The sequence below is a fragment of the Streptomyces aurantiacus genome (assembly GCF_027107535.1).
In the GTDB taxonomy this organism is placed as follows: Bacteria; Actinomycetota; Actinomycetes; order Streptomycetales; family Streptomycetaceae; genus Streptomyces.
Map to the genome: position 1 here is coordinate 4,438,845 of NZ_CP114283.1, position 14,333 is coordinate 4,453,177.

Here is a 14,333-nt window from a genome sequence, read left to right on the forward strand (position 1 = left end):
GTGGGGCGAGGTGATCTTTCAGATGACGAGTGGATGCGGCTGGAGCGGCATCTGCCGCGTAACCGCGGTCGGGGCGGGCGTTGGCAGTGCCACCGTCGGGTGATCAACGGAATTCTGTTCCGGCAGCGGACCGGCCTGCCCTGGCGGGATCTGCCGCCTCAGTTCGGCAAGTGGAAGACGGTTCACGATCGTCATCGCAGATGGTCGGCGGACGGCACATGGGAGAAGATCCTTCGGGCCGTCCAAGCCGACGCGGATGCAGAGGGCCGGATCGACTGGAGCATGGTGAGCGTCGATTCGACGTCCTGCCGAGCACACCAGCACGCAGCCGGCGCCCTCACCCGCGCGCCACGAATTCCGGGCCGGCGCAGTCGCCCGGTGAGGCACCGTTCCGACGAGGGCCTGGGCCGCTCCCGGGGAGGGTTGAACTGCAAAATCCACCTGGCCAGCGAGGGCGGCCGTCGCCCGATGGCTTTCGTCATCACGCCCGGACAGTGGGGTGACGCCCCGTAGTTCATACCTGTGCTCGAACAGGTCAAAGTGCCAAGGCCGGGCAGCGGACGCCCACGCACCCGACCAGACCACGTCGGGGGAGATAAAGCGTATTCATCCCGCCGAAACCGCCGATACCTGCGGCGCCGACAGATCAAGCACACGATCCCTGAACCCAGGGACCAGCGAGCCAGCCGCCAACGCCGGGGCAGTAAGGGCGGCCGACCCACCGGCTTCGACACAACGGTCTACCGGCGCCGCAATGAGGTCGAGCGCACCATCAACCGGCTCAAGACGTTCCGCGCGGTCGCCACCCGCTACGACAAGAGAGCCTACGTCTTCCACGGGACGGTCACGGTCGCGGCAATCCGACTGTGGCTCCGCCCGTGACCACCGCGTCCTCGCCTATCGGTCTTCCGGGACCAGGACGCCGAGCTCGACTTCCTCGAAAACGCGTGACCACCAGGTTTCTTCATCCTCGAACACCCTCGGATCGCTCTGCCGGGCCCGCTCAATCACGTCTTCGACGAAGTCTTCGTAGTCGTCGTCCGCATCGCTCTTCCCCGAGCAGGCGAACGCCTCCCACACTGTCAGGACGTTCTGCAGACCCGCAACCGACGAGCTGACCAGCCCGTACTGCTGATCCCCATCGCCTTCATAGCCACGGACCATCCACACTTCACCGCTGTCGATCAGCAGCCAGTACGTGTTGACGCCGTCCTCGAACGCACCGAGGAACGCAGCCCGACCCGGCGGAAGGGCGCGGACATCCAGCTCCCGGCCCGAGTCCCGCACGAACATGCGATTGCAGTCGGCCGGCAACCCTCGATCGACCAGCTCAGACACCGCCTCGCCGCCCACACCCAGGCGCGTGAGAGAACTCGCGTCATATGGCAGCCACAGCGTGCTCGGCAACCGGCACTCCCTACTCGATCCGTCCATCCGATCCTCTCAGACCGCGTAGACGACCTATCGGACAGGACCTAGGCGGATCTTGTGGAGGGCTGGGCAAGACGCCCGTATGGTGCGGTGACATGTGTCGTTGATCGGCCCCATGCGGGGCACGACGTGCCGGTGACCGGGGAAGTTCTCCGATGGCTCTGTACATGAGCAGGAACAGCACTGCGGCAGCGGTCCGGGAGGTGTCTGGCCGTCGGCGCCGACGCGGAACGTTCACGGGTTCGGGCAGTACCGGGCCTTCCTCGCGGGCCGTGTGTGGCGGGGTCTCAGCGCCAGTCGTCGATCACGTAGGCCTCGGGGTGGCTGTAGCCGGGTTCGTTGGGTCTGTGCATGGTGACGCCCTGCAACCAGGTGCGGAATCCGCGGTCGACCATTCGGCGGTAGGCATCCGGGCGGCCGAGGTTCATCCCGGCGTCCAGTTGACCCAGTCCGCGCTCGGCGGCCAGCTGCTCGCACGCGCCAAGCAGTCGTTCGAACCGGTTGGCGGCCTCCGGGCCGGGGCGTACGGCTCCGAACTTGACGAAGCACACGTCATCGCCGGCCTCCGACCCGGCTCCGCAGTGGCAGACGGCCAGGCCATCGAGATCGGAGCCGGCGCCCTGGAGCAGGATGGTGTCACCGAGCCCCTGCGCGTGCGTGGCCACGATCTCGCGTTCCAGGCTCAGGCCCTCGTACACGGCCCCGGTCAGCGCGCGACAGAGACTCAGGGCGTCGGGCTGCTCGGCGTCGGGCAGCTCGCCGTACAGCACTCGGCCGGGGACTGCGGCACTGCCTGCCACCTGCTTCTTCATGATCGCTGTGAGGAACCGGGGCCAGAAACCGTACCGGCGGTAGAGCTCAAGGTGCTTCGGACTGTGCGAGAAGGTGAACAGGCCCAGGTGGCGGTTGTCCCAGGTGTCGAAGCAGTCCATGACCGGCTCCATGAGGCGCCTGCCGACGCCCTGGTCCCACAGGTCCGGACGCACGGTCAGCGGGCCGAAGTACCCGACGCTGCCCCAGTTGACGGCGAAGTTCGATCCGGCGACTTCGCCCTCGACCGTAGCTGCGAAGGCCGCATGTGGATCGGCCGCCCAGCGAGTGCGGACGTAGTCGGCGGTCCCGAAGAACGTCTTTGGCTCGGGAGCCCCGAGGAACGTCCCGAAGGCGACCCTGAAGATCTCGTCGGCCCGATCCAGGTCCGCCTCACCCAGCGGGCGGACCGACACAGGGCTCGTGCCACTCTTGTGCTCCCCTGCCGGTGGGATCATCGCTCTCTCCTTCCCGACCCCCTGTTTCATCGCACCACGGGCGTGCGCCGCAGGCGAGGCGAGAGGTCCACCGACGCCCAGGGACCGAGGACCCGGCCGGTCCGCCTTGCCTGTCCGCCGGGAACTGCTGCAGTCGCCAGGCCGAACACCGACCGGTCGAACAACGGCTACTACGGGTACCGAGGCCCAGGAAGGCCACCCCCTGCCCGGGACGGGGAGTCAGCCGACGGGTGCTGTCCGGTTCACTGATCGGCGGCGGGAACGCACTGCTGGTCATCAGGGATGTCCTGTTCCAGGCGATGGCGAGGGCGAGGGCGGGGGATCGCGGGGAATCGCAGAAAACGAGGCCAGGGGGTACAGGGGCCCGGTCAGCGCGTTGTGGCGGCGAGGGCCGGCCGGATGGGTACGTCGAGGATGTCCAGGACTGTGTCGGGCCGGCAGTGGCTGCACGCCCGTACTCCTGTCGCGAGGAGCCGGCGGGCCTCATCACGGCTCACCGGACGTCGTCGTCTGCCCGCGGCGTAGCAGCAGCCCGCATGGACCTCGGCGGGCGGGCGTCCGTCGCGGATGCCGCGTGCGACGAACCACTCCGGCTCTGCGAACCGTCTCTGTCGCCCGCGTCCCTGCTCGGCTTTCCGCTGCTGCAGGGCGGCGATCTTGTCGTCGATGCGCTGCAGCCACATGGCGTGCCAGACCCGTAGTGCGAGCAGTCGCCCCAGGTCAGGGTCGTGACGGCAAAGGAACCGTTTGTGAGTACGCAAGCCGCCTACGGCGCGTGGGGGACGGGTCAGCGGGTGCGTTCGTAGTGGCGACGTGCTTTTTCGCGGTTGCCGCAGACGGCCATCGAGCACCAGCGGGCACGGTTGGCGCGGCTGCGGTCGAGCAGGAACAGCCGGCACTCGTCGTTGGCGCAGGGGCGTAGCCGACCGGGCAGTTGCTGCTCGGTGGCGGCCCACGCGAGAACCATCTCGACGGCCAGCCGGGCATGCGGGGGAGTCTTGATCATCCACTGAAGACCATCCGCAGTGATCTCCGGGATCTGGTGGACCCCTTCGAGCAGCGGGCTCAACGCGGCGGGCGAGCCATCTCCGCGCACCATGTCCCGCAGGATGTCCCGCGTCTCGCGCAGCAGCGCCAGTTCCGCGAGGCTGCCTTCACCGCCGTGCTCCCGCGCCCAGCGTCTGCCTTCGGCCGGGTTGCCGAGCGCGTCCTGTTCCTCGCCGTTGACCAGTGGCCTGCTGTTGAGCAGCTCCAGCAACCTGTCCATCGGATGCCACGCTCCCTCTAACCGGATCGAGTCATTTGACAGGTTAGCTCATTCCGTGCTTGCATGACGATGGACTAACCAGATAAAAGATTTTAAGGGGTTAGAAATGAGCTCGGTGCACCACCGGACCGCCACCGTCGACGGCCATGAGATCTTCTATCGCGAAGCCGGCCCCGCTGACGCCCCCGCGATCGTCCTGCTGCACGGCTTCCCAACCAGCTCGTTCATGTTCCGCGAACTCATCCCGCTGCTGGCCGACGACTACCACGTCATCGCGCCGGACCACCTCGGCTTCGGCCACTCCGACGCCCCCGTCGTAGGGGAGTTCGCCTACACCTTCGACGCACTCGCCGAACTCACCTCCGGACTGCTCGACCAACTGGGTCTGGACCGCTACGCCCTCTACGTCCAGGACTACGGCGCACCCATCGGATGGCGCCTCGCACTCAAGCACCCCGAGCGGATATCCGCCCTCGTCACCCAGAACGGCAACGGCTACGAGGACGGTTTCGTCGAGTCGTTCTGGACCGAGGTGTGGGCCTACGGGGCGAACCCCGGACCCGACACCGAACCCGCCGTCCGCGCCGCACTGGGCGTAGACGCCATCCGCTGGCAGTACGTGCACGGCGTGCCCGACCCGAGCCTGGTCAACCCGGACACCTGGCAGCACGACTTCGCCCTCGTCTCCCGCGAGGGCAACGACGAGGTCCAGCTGGCGCTGTTCCGCGACTATCCGAACAACCGCCCGCTCTACCCGCTGCTCCACGAATTCCTACGCACCAGCGAGGTCCCGGTGCTCGCCGTGTGGGGCCGCAACGACGAAATCTTCGGCCCGGCCGGCGCGCAAGCCTTCGCCCGCGACGCCAAGGACGCGGAGGTGCACCTGGTCAATGGCGGTCACTTCCTGCTGGAGAGCCACCTGGACGTCGTCGCGGGTTACCTGCGCGGCTTCCTCGGGCGGGTGCTGGGATAAGAGGTCGCTTTGTCCCCGTGTGAAGCCAGGGCATCGCCGCGGGCGAAAACATCGCAGGCCGCAAGCGAAGCATCAGCACCGACATCCTCGGCCTGCTGCCGGCGGTGCTGGTCACCGCGGCCGGCGTCCAGGACTCCACGGCCGACCGCACCCTCCTGGAACAAGCTGCCGCCGACCACCCCAGCCCGCGCAGGTCTGGGTCAACAGCGGTTACCGCAAACACCTGGTCGAGCGCTCAGCTACCCTCGGCATCGATCTCGAAATCGTCCAACACATCCCAGGGACCAGGGGATTCACCCCCATCCCGAAACTGTGGGCGGTGGAGCGGACCTACGGCTGGCTGGTCCTGTCTAGCTGAACCTTGGCCGATCTCACTGAACTTTGACCGGGTTCGCAGCTGAGCAGAGGGCTGGGCCCTCGAGGCCCGGCATCGGCGGGCAGCGGCAAAACGAAGCCGGGCTGATCATGGGCGTCATCGTGGAAGCGGAGGTCTGGCCCTGTTACGGCACCGCCGCGTACGTCGAACACCGGGGAACAGCCGTCAGTGGCTGGCCACTCGCGCGGAGCACGGTGGCGGAAACTCGTCGGCAAAGGGGGCGACCGGGCCCGGCCAGGTGAAGGCGAAACGGTGGGAAGGCCGGTCGTACGTCACTGAGGCACCGCAGGGGGCGAGCCCGAAGCGGCGGTGGATCCAGCCGTCGAGAGCAAGAGCAGCGACCTCCGAACGGTAGTCGGCGCCGGGGTACGTGATCGCGCCGACGTCGAGGATCAGGGCCCGGCCGTCGGCCAACTTCTCGGCGTGCAGGGAAGCACCGAAAGCAAGCCAGGCCGCATCCAGCCAGTACGGGGCCCGGTCCGCGGGGAGCTGCAGATACAGCGAGCGGTTGATGAGGAGGCCGGTCAGGGGTGGGGCGTCGTCCGTCTCGTACGCGTCGGCGCGTAGATCTGCGGCCAGGCCCATGCCGGCGTGGAGATAGCGGTAGCGGAAGGTGTCGTACATGGAGCACATCCTTCGCGAGGGACCGCTTCCGATCCTAGGATTCTGCTCAGCTGCGGACCCGGTCAAAGCTCAGTGAGATCGGTCAAGATTCAGTGAGACGGGACAATAGTCGCTGAAGCGGCCCTCAGCAGCCTCCATATCTTGGTGCCATGACGGATGGGGAAGAAACGAAGCTCTACGTGAACCGCTGGGGCGACACATCAGATCCAGCCCCGGAACGGCTGGGGCCCCGCCAGGACGCGTGCTCGTGCTTCGACCAGTCCAGGCCACGCCCGCGAGCCCGCGTCGGATTCCACACCCAACGGCAGGACATTTCTGCCCCGGGCTGGCAACACCTGCTGGAGCTGGTCGATGAGGCCGCCGCCGACGGGCGCGAAGAGTTCCGCCCCCTCACCGAGCTGAGCCCGGAAGAGCGGCGGCAGGTCATCACCCTGCCGCCGAGTATCGCCAGGCTGACGGCGGTCAAGCACCTGGTGCTCTACGGCAGCAACTTGGTTCGCATCCCGCCCGAGATCGGATCCATGACCAGTCTGGAGGAGTTCACCCCATACACCTCATACCGACTTCACTGGTTCCCCTACGAGATCACCCGGTGCCAGAGGCTGACCCGCAGCACAGTGAGCACGCGCGCGCTGTTCGGCAACGAGAAGCTGCGGCCACCCTTCCCAAGGCTTCAGCCTGCCCAGGACTCCGTGGCGGACCTCGATCTGGAGAACCTGGATCCCTGGCGACGGGGCATCACCGCCATCCATCGCTGCAGTGTCTGCAACCATCCGGTCGCACAGAGGGGATTCCATCAGGTATGGATCTCGCTACGCGTGGCCACCGACGTGCTTCCTCTGCTGGTCAGCGCCTGCTCGTCGGCATGCGTCGCCGAACTGCCCGACGGTGCGAAGGACTACATCCCCACAGCGCACACAGGCGGCCGAGTCGATCGGCCGGCGTCCGACTGGGACTGACCCAGCCCACGTGACCGTCGACACCGCGGCCCATCTCACGTGACCTTCTGCCAACCAACTTAGTCATGGCAGGTCAGCGCGACCAAGACGACCAACTTCACTGTCAAAGGACACCCACGCAGGGACAGTTCTCGTCTGCTCATCGAGGTGCCAGATCTTGGGCTGACGTCTAGGAAACAAGGTTGCAACGGTCCTGATGCGGTGGCGTGAACAGTGATCCTGGATGATGCTCTCCGGGCTTTCCCACACGAAGCGGTCGCCGTGGCCGTGCACTTGCTCCTTGACAATCTCGTACCCCACGGCAGCGGCTACCGCGAAGAAGGCTGCGAACAGGATCTCTGTCCCATGGCGGCGCAAGCCGCCGGGGCGCTGGTCCTTCGGCAACCTGGCACGGTTGCCGCTATCCGCCACCAGAGTTCGGCCGCGGGGTCTGGCTCCTGGACACCGCCCTGCGGCAGCTGGAGGCACTCATGCTCGCCCGTCGCGCTGAACTGCACGCGCTCAGCGCGGACTTCCAGCGGTCCGGCCTCTCTCGGAGCGGTCCGGTGGACGCGGTGGATCAGAGGTTCCGTCCGGCCCGAGCTGGGCGAAAGCGACCAGATCACGGCCACGTGCCCAGACGGATGCCTGCGGACAGGGCCGTGGCGCGCTGACGGAGGATTGTCAGTCGGTCGAACTAGGATCCGCGAAGAGGAGATCGACAGGCCCATCGAGTAACTCGAAGCGATTCCGAAGCCGGTCACGTGCGAGGAAGTCCGAGTGCTGGTCCGGAAGATCAGCTGTCCAGGAACTCCGTTCGATCCACACGTTCCAAGGTCGGTTGAGATGCGGCTCCCCAGTCAGCACTAGGCCAAATCTGAACAACCCACACCTCAAGGGGATCCTCGTGCGGCCCGTCAGGAGGGAAGGGATCGAGAGTCAGCAAAGCCTCAACATGATCTCGCCCTCGGCAGAGCAAACGCAGATGATAGCGCCCCGGCCGCAGCGGGATTTCGCCGTAGCAGACGCCACTCAAGTCGACCACCGCGAGGTGATCTGCCATCGGAGAATGGAAAGCCCGTTCATACTCCCAAGAGCCTGATGGTTGAGGAGCGGGCCCGTCCCACACCTCCAAACGCACCAAAGGGTAAAAATCGTTGTCGCTGGAGGTAAGACTCCAACCCTCCCCGGGGATCTGAACAATGTCGTCCACCGCCGGCGCTTGTTCGAAGAGGATGGGGCCGATCTGGATGGTCCTATAGGACACGCGCGGACGGACGTCAACAGCGTTGATCAGAGTGGGCACTTACTCTCCTCACCATCGAGCGAGCAGGGACCGTCAGGCTAGGCCGTGTCCGGCGGATCTTGTGACTGCCGCAGCCTTGGTTCGTTGGCATGCTCAAAGGCTCGCTCCGCGCCCCCGAAGGACGGCGAGGCCATCACCCAAGAACGGGGTTCAGTACCGACCTTCGGCTCCCATTGGGCATACTCGTCCCGCGGCAACCGCGCCCACCTGCGCAAACGCTGCATCAAGGCGGTCATCCCGGAGAAGAAGGACCAGGCCGCCAACCGGAAGAACAAGGGCAGCAAGGGCGGCAGGCCCGTCAGCCACGACGCCGACCTCTACAAAGAGCGGAACACCGTCGAGCGTCTGATCAACAAGTTGAAAGCCTGGCGAGGCATCGCCACCCGCTACGACAAGACCCCCGACAGCTACCTCACCGGCCCCCCCTGCGCGCCTCGATGATCTGGCTCAGAGAACTCACCCGGACCACCTGGTGATCGAACCACATACGCTCCCTAGGCGCCCGTGACGCCGTCGACGGCTTCGCGTATCAGGTCCGCGTGACCGTTGTGACGGGCGTACTCCTCGATCATGTGGATCAGGATCCAGCGCAGGGACACACTGTCCTCGCCGAGGACGGCGGCGTTCTCCTCCGACAGCCTGCCGGGGGCGTCGAGCGGAGCGTCGGCGATCAGCTCACGGCTGCGTTCCACCTCCGTCTGCCAGGTCGCCAGCGCCTCCTTGAGGGTCCGGTCCGGGTCGAGGGTGAATCCGAACCCGCCGTGGTCCCCGAACAGCAGCGCCACGTCCTCGCCGGCGAACACGCGGCTGAACCAGTTCCGCTCGATCTCCGCCAGATGCTGGATTAGGCCGATCATCGTCATGGACGAGGGCGCTACGGCCGTCCTGCGCGCCTGCGTGTCGTCGAGGCCCGCGCACTTCAGCGCCAAAGTGGACCGGTGGAAGTCCAACCAGGCCGTCAGCATGGTGCGTTCGTCGGCGTGCGCGGGCGGGACCGGGCGTCCGTCGGGTGTGGTCGTCATGTACGGCACCTTGGCACACGCCACTGACACCGGTCCCGGGCCACGTGGTACGGCGTTCCGGCCGCCTCGTATGCTGCGCGGATGAGCGATCAGAGGATGAACGCGCCCGTGGCGGGCGGCGTCGGGTACGCGGCCGGGGCCGGAGTGCCCGCTCCAGGTGGGCAGCGCACGGGAAGGAGCGCCGGGGCGTCCGTACTCGCCACGCTCTGGGTGCTGCTGGTCGCCTGGGGGATCGCCGCCGGCAACACCGGACTCGCCTATGTCACGCTGGGCATGGACTTCATCCCGATCGCGGCGGGCGTGCTCGGCTGCCTGGTCTTCGTGATCGTGCTGCGGCTGCTCCACAGGGCGTGGTGGCTCGCCGTCCTCTCCGTGGTCCCCGCACTCTTCATTCTCGTCGGGTCCGTCCAGTACGCCCCCGAGGCGGCGCTCGACCGACGTGGCGTCCGCGAGACCGTCACGATCACCGCGGACAGCGCGGCGGGAACGGCGAGCAAGAACCACCGGTTCACACTGGTCGGGCCGGGCGGTGAACTCGACGAGACCCTCGAGTACCGGGGGAGCAACCCCGGTTACCGGGTGGGCGACCGCATCGAGATCCTCCGCGACCCGGAAGGCGCCGTCCCGCTGGAGGACGCCGTGGACGTCGACCCCGAAGGCAGGCTCGGCGGCCTCGTCACGGGAGTCGCCGCATGGACGGGCATGACGCTGCTCGCGGGCTGGCGCGGCCATGTGCGCCGACGGGAGAACCGCCGGGCGTGGAGCGGCACGATCTAGGAAGGCACGGGCGACGGCGGCCCCGTGCGGGACAGGGACTTGGGGACGGCGCCGTCGCAGCCCACCTCGCCGGTCTCCACCTGCGCGCCTCGATGATCTGGCTCAGAGAACTCACCCGGACCACCTGGTGATCGCAACCACATACGCTCCCTAGTGGTACCCCTTCGCCCCGTCAGGCAGTTCCCTCACGATGTGCGCGTGCCCCGCGTGCCGTCCGGTCTCCTCGACGAGATGGATGAGCACCCAGCGGAGGTCGGCGTTGCCGGAGCGACAGTCGGGGTGGCGGCCGACGTCATCCGAAGCGGCCGCGGCCACGATCTCGTTGCTTCGAGCGTACTGGGCCTCGTGCGACGCACACGCGCGGCCGGGAGTGCGCCCCAGCGCTTCGAGAAACCGGATGCGCACCACCGGCCGTCGTTCAGGCCCGGGTGTAGCCGCCGTCGACGAAGAGTTCGGCGCCGGTGACGAACGACGAGGCGGCCGAAGCCAGGAAGAGGGCGGCCTCGGCGATTTCCTCGGCGTCGGCCAGCCGCCCCAGTGGCACGACGGCCTCGGCGAACCGGTCGACGTCCGGCCCCGCGGCGCGCAGCAGGGCAGGGGTCCGCGTGGGTCCCGGGCTGAGGACGTTGACCCGGAATCGACGCTCTCGCGATTGCCGGGCCCAGTTGTGAACGAGGTTGCTCAACGCTGCCTTCGAGGCGCTGTAGACCTCGAGGTGCTCATTGGGGCGCACGCTGTTGCTTGAGCCGATGACCAGGATGGAGGCGTTCTCCGCCAGCAGCGGAAGCGCCTTCTGGACGGTGAACAGTGGGCCCTTGACGTTGACGGCGAGTGTCAGGTCGACGTTCGCCTCGGTGTGGGCGCCGAGCGCGGCGTCCGCGACGATTCCCGCGTTGGCCACCAGCACGTCGATGCGTCCGGCCTCCTCGCGGACTCGCGCGTAGAGCGCGTCCAGGTCGGCCAGGACCGAGACGTCGGATCGTACGCCGGTGGCCGCAGGACCCATCTCCTTGACTGCCGCTTCGAGGCGGTCGATGTCGCGGCCGGTCACGAAGACCCGTGCGCCCTCCCGGACGAAGCGGTGGGCGATGGCCAGCCCGATCCCGCTGGTCCCTCCGGTGATCACGGCCACCTTCTCCTGCAGCACGCCTGGCATGTCGAACTCCTTCAGTTGTGGAACGGATCGTCCATAACCTAGGCAGTAATGGACGGTCGAGTCAAGAATGGATAGGCTGAGACCATGCCGAGACCACGCGCATTCGACGAACGCCAAGTCCTGGAGCGGGCCCGGGAACAGTTCTGGGCGACCGGCTATGCAGGAACCCGGATGGACGACATCGCCCAGGCGACCGGCCTGGGCAAGGGCAGCCTGTACGGCGCATTCGGCGACAAGGGCAAGCTGTTCCACCGTGTGTTCGGCGACTGGTGCACCGCAGTCGTTGAGGTGGCCGAAGGACGGCTGGCAGGTGGCCCGGACGCAGAGGCCTTGGTCCGGCTGTCGGGATACGTGCACCTCATGGCGGAGAACACGGCCTCCGACACCGAGCGCCGCGGGTGCCTGTTGGCCAAGGGCGCGGCGGAACTGGCCCAGCACGATCCGACGGTCGCTGGACGGTCGGCCGAGACCATGACGGCACTGCTGACCCTGCTGCGGACGGAGATCAGCGCAGCCCAGCGCCACGGCGACATCGATAGCGCTGCGGATCCGGAGCGGTTGGCGGCACTGCTGCTGACGGTGGTCCGCGGTATCGAGGCGGTAGGCAAGGCCGGCCTGGCCCCGGAGACGCTGCGGAATATTGCAGATACCGCACTGGCAGTCCTGCCCATGCCTGAGGGGCAGGAACGCCTCGCAACCGGGCGCAGTCCGGCCCGAAAAAACGAACGTGGTGCCAACACGGCCACATGATCCGCCGGACAGTGCCCAGTCGTCAGTCGTCCCGAAGCTCGACCGCCTCGCACGCTTGGTACCCGACGCCCGCGACATCGGCGACTCCCTCGCCGCCCGCGGCGTCAAGCTCTCGCTCGGCGGCACTCTCTACGACCCCGCCGACCCGATGGGAAGATGTCTTCAACATCCTGGCCACCTTCGCCGAGTTCGAGGTCGACCTCCTGCGCATGCGCACCCGCGAAGGGACGGCAGTGGCGCGGGCCAAGGGCAAACTCAGCGGGAAGCAGCCCAAAATCACCACCTGCCAGCAGACCCACATGGTTCAGCAGCACCAGTCCGGCGAGCACACCATCGCTGACCTCGTCGAGCTCTTCTCCGTCAGCCGCGCCACCGACTACCACGTCCTCGAACGCCACCAGAATGCAGCGGCGCCTTCGACCTCCGGCGGGCTGTGACGTGCTGCCATACGTCTACCGGGTCACCAAGTACGACCCCGCCGACCGCGATCGGCACGGCCACTACACCGGCGCCAAGCCCGCGACCAGCGACCACGGACCGGTCGAAGCTGCCTATCTGCAGGCCGTTGCCGTCCTCGCCGAGGAAACCGGCATCGACCAGCTGGCCATCCGCGAACCCCAGATCGGAGGCTTCGTCCACTTCGGCCTGGAGCCACCGGTCGACGGCTACGGTCTGGCCGACCTGTTCCCTGCCGGCCTCGCCGGGTTTCACGACGGTGCGCTGGTGCCGATCGCCGTCGGCCTGGAACTCGTTCGGGCCATGCTCCGCGACAACGGCGCCTGGTGCCGCCTGGAGGCGGAGGGATCATTCGCGGTGCACGTCGGCTGGGACCAGTACCTCTACGTGGGCAGCAGCCGGCCCTGCGAAGCGGCGCTGGCCCGCACCCGCTCGTTCGGGCTGTTCCCGGAACGCCTGGACACATCGCCCTACGACTTCGCCCCCGATGACCCACAGCACGTACAGCGCCCGGCCGACGCTGACTTCTGGGCCCGCCTGCACTGGACCGTCAGCGCCCACCGCGCGGTGTTCCTGGAGGAGGTCTTCGCTGGCAACGCCTCCCGGTGGCACCGCCTGACCCGCGACAACATCGAGACCGTGCGCTCCCAGCTGGCCCCACGCGCACAGTTGGCTATTTGGCCGGACCTGCTCACCGATGTCGACAAGGCCGTGGCCGCGCTGCCAGACGAAGGCCTGGTGGAGATCGTCTGGGAGGACGAGGACGGGCAGATCACGAGCACGGTCGTGGACGAGACCCAGTTCGAGGCAGTGACCTCCCAGCTCGCCAGCGCGCGTGCTGCCGGCGTCGTATCCATGTATGCCGGTGAAGATCTCCCGCTTTACACCGCTGTGCTGCCCGACAGCGACGGTGTTCTCCGCGCTCGCTGGCAGACCGAGCCGACGCCCAGCGACCGTGACTGGGCCTTCCTGAAGACCCTGCAGCGCGGCCAGATCGTCACCGGCACGGTGCAAACCATCGCCGGCTTCGGGGTCACCTTCGTGGACATCGGCGGCTTCACCGCGATGATCAATATTCCGGAGATGTCCTGGCGTCCGTGCAACCACCCGTCCGACGTCGTCAGCGTCGGCCAGGAGATCACAGCCGAAGTCCTCGACGTCGACATGATCCGGGAACGGCTACCGCTGTCGCTCCGAGCAATGCAGGAAGACCCGTGGCCGCAGGTAGCGCAGCGAATAGGACAGGTGGTGACCGGGCCGGTCACCAAGATCGTGCCGTTCGGCGCCTTCGTGCGCATCGAAGACCGACAGGACGGCTTCGAAGGGCTGCTGGTACACACCAGCGAATTGGATGCTTCGTCCGAAGACGCCATCGAGGTCGGTGACACCCTCACCGTAAAGATCATCGATGTCGATCTCACTCACCGCCGCATTGCCCTGTCGCGTGTCCAGGCCCTTGCCTCCAGCACAGAGAAGCAGCCGCATGCCTGACGACGAGACGAGTCCGATGCAGGCCGAGTTGGACGAGGCGCTCGCGCAGCACGACGCGATTCGGCGCGAGCTCCTCGATCTGCGCGCGCGGCTCTGTCGAGAACTCGGAATCCTGATCCGGGACCCGAAGGACTGACTTTCCTGAGCATCGCGTCCGACGAGGAGATCGTCGCCGCAGTCGCTCAGCTGCGAGCCGAGATCGATGCCCTGAAGCAACCCACCGACAGTACAGGCCTGCGCTGGTCGCGGATCGACTACCTGATCTTGAGGGGCGCAGGATTCAAGCCCTGCAGAGGATTCGAGACGAGTTCGGCGGCGGCACTCCCGATGCGCTCGACCTGCTGAACCACTCCATCCGCCTGCAGCAAGACCGATCAGGAGACTTCACCATGGGCAACTGACTGCGGTTTGGGAGAAGCGGCCGGCTCGGCCGCGGCGCCGGCCCCGTTCAGGGTTCGCCTCAACGGGCGAGACGCGGCGACGCCCTGACTGCGTACA

Annotated in this window: 16 protein-coding genes and 4 pseudogenes; 10 read left to right on the forward strand and 10 right to left on the reverse strand. The window is 67.2% G+C overall.

Features of this window, described 5'->3' with window-relative positions:
* Positions 1 to 882 (forward strand): annotated as a pseudogene (locus O1Q96_RS21425) (IS5 family transposase).
* A 15-nt stretch (positions 883 to 897) separates the two neighbouring features.
* Here O1Q96_RS21425 and O1Q96_RS21430 read toward each other — a convergent pair.
* The 4 genes from O1Q96_RS21430 to O1Q96_RS21445 all read right to left on the reverse strand — a co-directional run bounded on the left by O1Q96_RS21430 (position 898) and on the right by O1Q96_RS21445 (position 3,966).
* Positions 898 to 1,407 (reverse strand): SUKH-4 family immunity protein, encoded by a 510-nt coding sequence (locus O1Q96_RS21430; RefSeq protein WP_269249745.1) that lies wholly within the window; start codon positions 1,405 to 1,407, stop codon positions 898 to 900.
* Positions 1,408 to 1,718: 311 nt separating this feature from the next.
* Positions 1,719 to 2,699, reverse strand: a complete 981-nt coding sequence (locus O1Q96_RS21435) for a GNAT family N-acetyltransferase (RefSeq protein WP_269249746.1) — start codon at positions 2,697 to 2,699, stop codon at positions 1,719 to 1,721.
* 368 nt (positions 2,700 to 3,067) lie between these two features.
* The gene (locus O1Q96_RS21440; RefSeq protein WP_269249747.1) at positions 3,068 to 3,460 is read right to left on the reverse strand and encodes a DUF6233 domain-containing protein; all 393 of its coding nucleotides are present in this window, start codon (positions 3,458 to 3,460) and stop codon (positions 3,068 to 3,070) included.
* Positions 3,461 to 3,486: 26 nt separating this feature from the next.
* On the reverse strand, positions 3,487 to 3,966 hold the full coding sequence (locus O1Q96_RS21445; RefSeq protein WP_269249748.1) for a CGNR zinc finger domain-containing protein: 480 nt from the start codon (positions 3,964 to 3,966) through the stop codon (positions 3,487 to 3,489).
* 106 nt (positions 3,967 to 4,072) lie between these two features.
* Between O1Q96_RS21445 and O1Q96_RS21450 the strand changes: the two genes are divergently transcribed.
* A complete protein-coding gene (locus O1Q96_RS21450; protein WP_269249749.1) occupies positions 4,073 to 4,939 on the forward strand; it encodes an alpha/beta fold hydrolase in 867 nt (288 codons plus the stop codon).
* 26 nt (positions 4,940 to 4,965) lie between these two features.
* Positions 4,966 to 5,288 (forward strand): annotated as a pseudogene (locus tag O1Q96_RS44245) (transposase family protein); the annotation flags it as partial.
* Between the two features lie 192 nt (positions 5,289 to 5,480).
* On the opposite strand, the gene O1Q96_RS21455 reads toward O1Q96_RS44245, so the two are convergent.
* Positions 5,481 to 5,939: a hypothetical protein gene (locus tag O1Q96_RS21455; RefSeq protein ID WP_269249750.1), complete on the reverse strand. Its 459-nt coding sequence runs from the start codon at positions 5,937 to 5,939 to the stop codon at positions 5,481 to 5,483.
* A 149-nt stretch (positions 5,940 to 6,088) separates the two neighbouring features.
* Here O1Q96_RS21455 and O1Q96_RS21460 point away from each other — a divergent pair, with 149 nt between their 5' ends.
* The gene (locus tag O1Q96_RS21460) at positions 6,089 to 6,898 is read left to right on the forward strand and encodes a leucine-rich repeat domain-containing protein (protein WP_269249751.1); all 810 of its coding nucleotides are present in this window, start codon (positions 6,089 to 6,091) and stop codon (positions 6,896 to 6,898) included.
* Positions 6,899 to 6,961: 63 nt separating this feature from the next.
* Here O1Q96_RS21460 and O1Q96_RS21465 read toward each other — a convergent pair whose 3' ends face one another.
* Positions 6,962 to 7,282 carry a hypothetical protein gene (locus tag O1Q96_RS21465; RefSeq protein WP_269249752.1) on the reverse strand — a complete coding sequence of 107 codons (321 nt, stop codon included), beginning with the start codon at positions 7,280 to 7,282 and terminating at the stop codon, positions 6,962 to 6,964.
* 391 nt (positions 7,283 to 7,673) lie between these two features.
* A complete protein-coding gene (locus tag O1Q96_RS21470) occupies positions 7,674 to 8,183 on the reverse strand; it encodes a hypothetical protein (RefSeq protein WP_269249753.1) in 510 nt (169 codons plus the stop codon).
* A gap of 177 nt (positions 8,184 to 8,360) precedes the next feature.
* On the opposite strand from O1Q96_RS21470, the pseudogene O1Q96_RS21475 reads away from it, so the two are divergent.
* A pseudogene (locus O1Q96_RS21475) lies at positions 8,361 to 8,659 on the forward strand (transposase); the annotation flags it as partial.
* 18 nt (positions 8,660 to 8,677) lie between these two features.
* Here O1Q96_RS21475 and O1Q96_RS21480 read toward each other — a convergent pair.
* Entirely contained in the window at positions 8,678 to 9,205 is a 528-nt protein-coding gene (locus O1Q96_RS21480; RefSeq protein WP_269249754.1) for a DinB family protein, read from the reverse strand.
* 81 nt (positions 9,206 to 9,286) lie between these two features.
* On the opposite strand from O1Q96_RS21480, the gene O1Q96_RS21485 reads away from it, so the two are divergent.
* The gene (locus tag O1Q96_RS21485; protein WP_269249755.1) at positions 9,287 to 9,982 is read left to right on the forward strand and encodes a hypothetical protein; all 696 of its coding nucleotides are present in this window, start codon (positions 9,287 to 9,289) and stop codon (positions 9,980 to 9,982) included.
* 150 nt (positions 9,983 to 10,132) lie between these two features.
* Here the strand turns inward: O1Q96_RS21485 and O1Q96_RS21490 are convergent.
* Both O1Q96_RS21490 and O1Q96_RS21495 read right to left on the reverse strand, forming a co-directional pair.
* Positions 10,133 to 10,369, reverse strand: a pseudogene (locus O1Q96_RS21490) (mycothiol transferase); the annotation flags it as partial.
* A gap of 31 nt (positions 10,370 to 10,400) precedes the next feature.
* Positions 10,401 to 11,138, reverse strand: a complete 738-nt coding sequence (locus O1Q96_RS21495) for an SDR family NAD(P)-dependent oxidoreductase (protein WP_269249756.1) — start codon at positions 11,136 to 11,138, stop codon at positions 10,401 to 10,403.
* An 84-nt stretch (positions 11,139 to 11,222) separates the two neighbouring features.
* Here O1Q96_RS21495 and O1Q96_RS21500 point away from each other — a divergent pair, with 84 nt between their 5' ends.
* From O1Q96_RS21500 to O1Q96_RS21515, 4 genes are read left to right on the forward strand one after another with little or no spacing between them, the layout of a single operon-like run.
* Positions 11,223 to 11,888 carry a TetR/AcrR family transcriptional regulator gene (locus tag O1Q96_RS21500; RefSeq protein WP_269249757.1) on the forward strand — a complete coding sequence of 222 codons (666 nt, stop codon included), beginning with the start codon at positions 11,223 to 11,225 and terminating at the stop codon, positions 11,886 to 11,888.
* Positions 11,885 to 12,325 (forward strand): recombinase family protein, encoded by a 441-nt coding sequence (locus tag O1Q96_RS44735; protein ID WP_269249758.1) that lies wholly within the window; start codon positions 11,885 to 11,887, stop codon positions 12,323 to 12,325. The genes O1Q96_RS21500 and O1Q96_RS44735 overlap by 4 nt, the downstream gene beginning before the upstream one ends.
* A 1-nt stretch (position 12,326) precedes the next feature.
* Entirely contained in the window at positions 12,327 to 13,835 is a 1,509-nt protein-coding gene (locus O1Q96_RS21510) for a S1 RNA-binding domain-containing protein (protein WP_269249759.1), read from the forward strand.
* Positions 13,828 to 13,971, forward strand: coding sequence for a hypothetical protein (locus O1Q96_RS21515; protein WP_269249760.1), 144 nt, complete (start codon positions 13,828 to 13,830; stop codon positions 13,969 to 13,971). Before O1Q96_RS21510 ends, O1Q96_RS21515 begins: the two co-directional genes overlap by 8 nt.
* The last annotated feature ends 362 nt before the right edge of the window (positions 13,972 to 14,333 follow it).

Excerpts from the sequence above, each read along its gene's own strand:
- O1Q96_RS21460 (WP_269249751.1), top strand. The coding sequence starts at position 6,089 with ATGACGGATGGGGAAGAAACGAAGCTCTACGTGAACCGCTGGGGCGAC.
- O1Q96_RS21500 (WP_269249757.1), top strand. The coding sequence starts at position 11,223 with ATGCCGAGACCACGCGCATTCGACGAACGCCAAGTCCTGGAGCGGGCC.
- O1Q96_RS21445 (WP_269249748.1), bottom strand. The coding sequence starts at position 3,966 with ATGGACAGGTTGCTGGAGCTGCTCAACAGCAGGCCACTGGTCAACGGC.
- O1Q96_RS21485 (WP_269249755.1), top strand. The coding sequence starts at position 9,287 with ATGAGCGATCAGAGGATGAACGCGCCCGTGGCGGGCGGCGTCGGGTAC.
- O1Q96_RS21480 (WP_269249754.1), bottom strand. The coding sequence starts at position 9,205 with ATGACGACCACACCCGACGGACGCCCGGTCCCGCCCGCGCACGCCGAC.
- O1Q96_RS21435 (WP_269249746.1), bottom strand. The coding sequence starts at position 2,699 with ATGATCCCACCGGCAGGGGAGCACAAGAGTGGCACGAGCCCTGTGTCG.
- O1Q96_RS44735 (WP_269249758.1), top strand. The coding sequence starts at position 11,885 with ATGATCCGCCGGACAGTGCCCAGTCGTCAGTCGTCCCGAAGCTCGACC.
- O1Q96_RS21495 (WP_269249756.1), bottom strand. The coding sequence starts at position 11,138 with ATGCCAGGCGTGCTGCAGGAGAAGGTGGCCGTGATCACCGGAGGGACC.
- O1Q96_RS21515 (WP_269249760.1), top strand. The coding sequence starts at position 13,828 with ATGCCTGACGACGAGACGAGTCCGATGCAGGCCGAGTTGGACGAGGCG.
- O1Q96_RS21450 (WP_269249749.1), top strand. The coding sequence starts at position 4,073 with ATGAGCTCGGTGCACCACCGGACCGCCACCGTCGACGGCCATGAGATC.
- O1Q96_RS21455 (WP_269249750.1), bottom strand. The coding sequence starts at position 5,939 with ATGTACGACACCTTCCGCTACCGCTATCTCCACGCCGGCATGGGCCTG.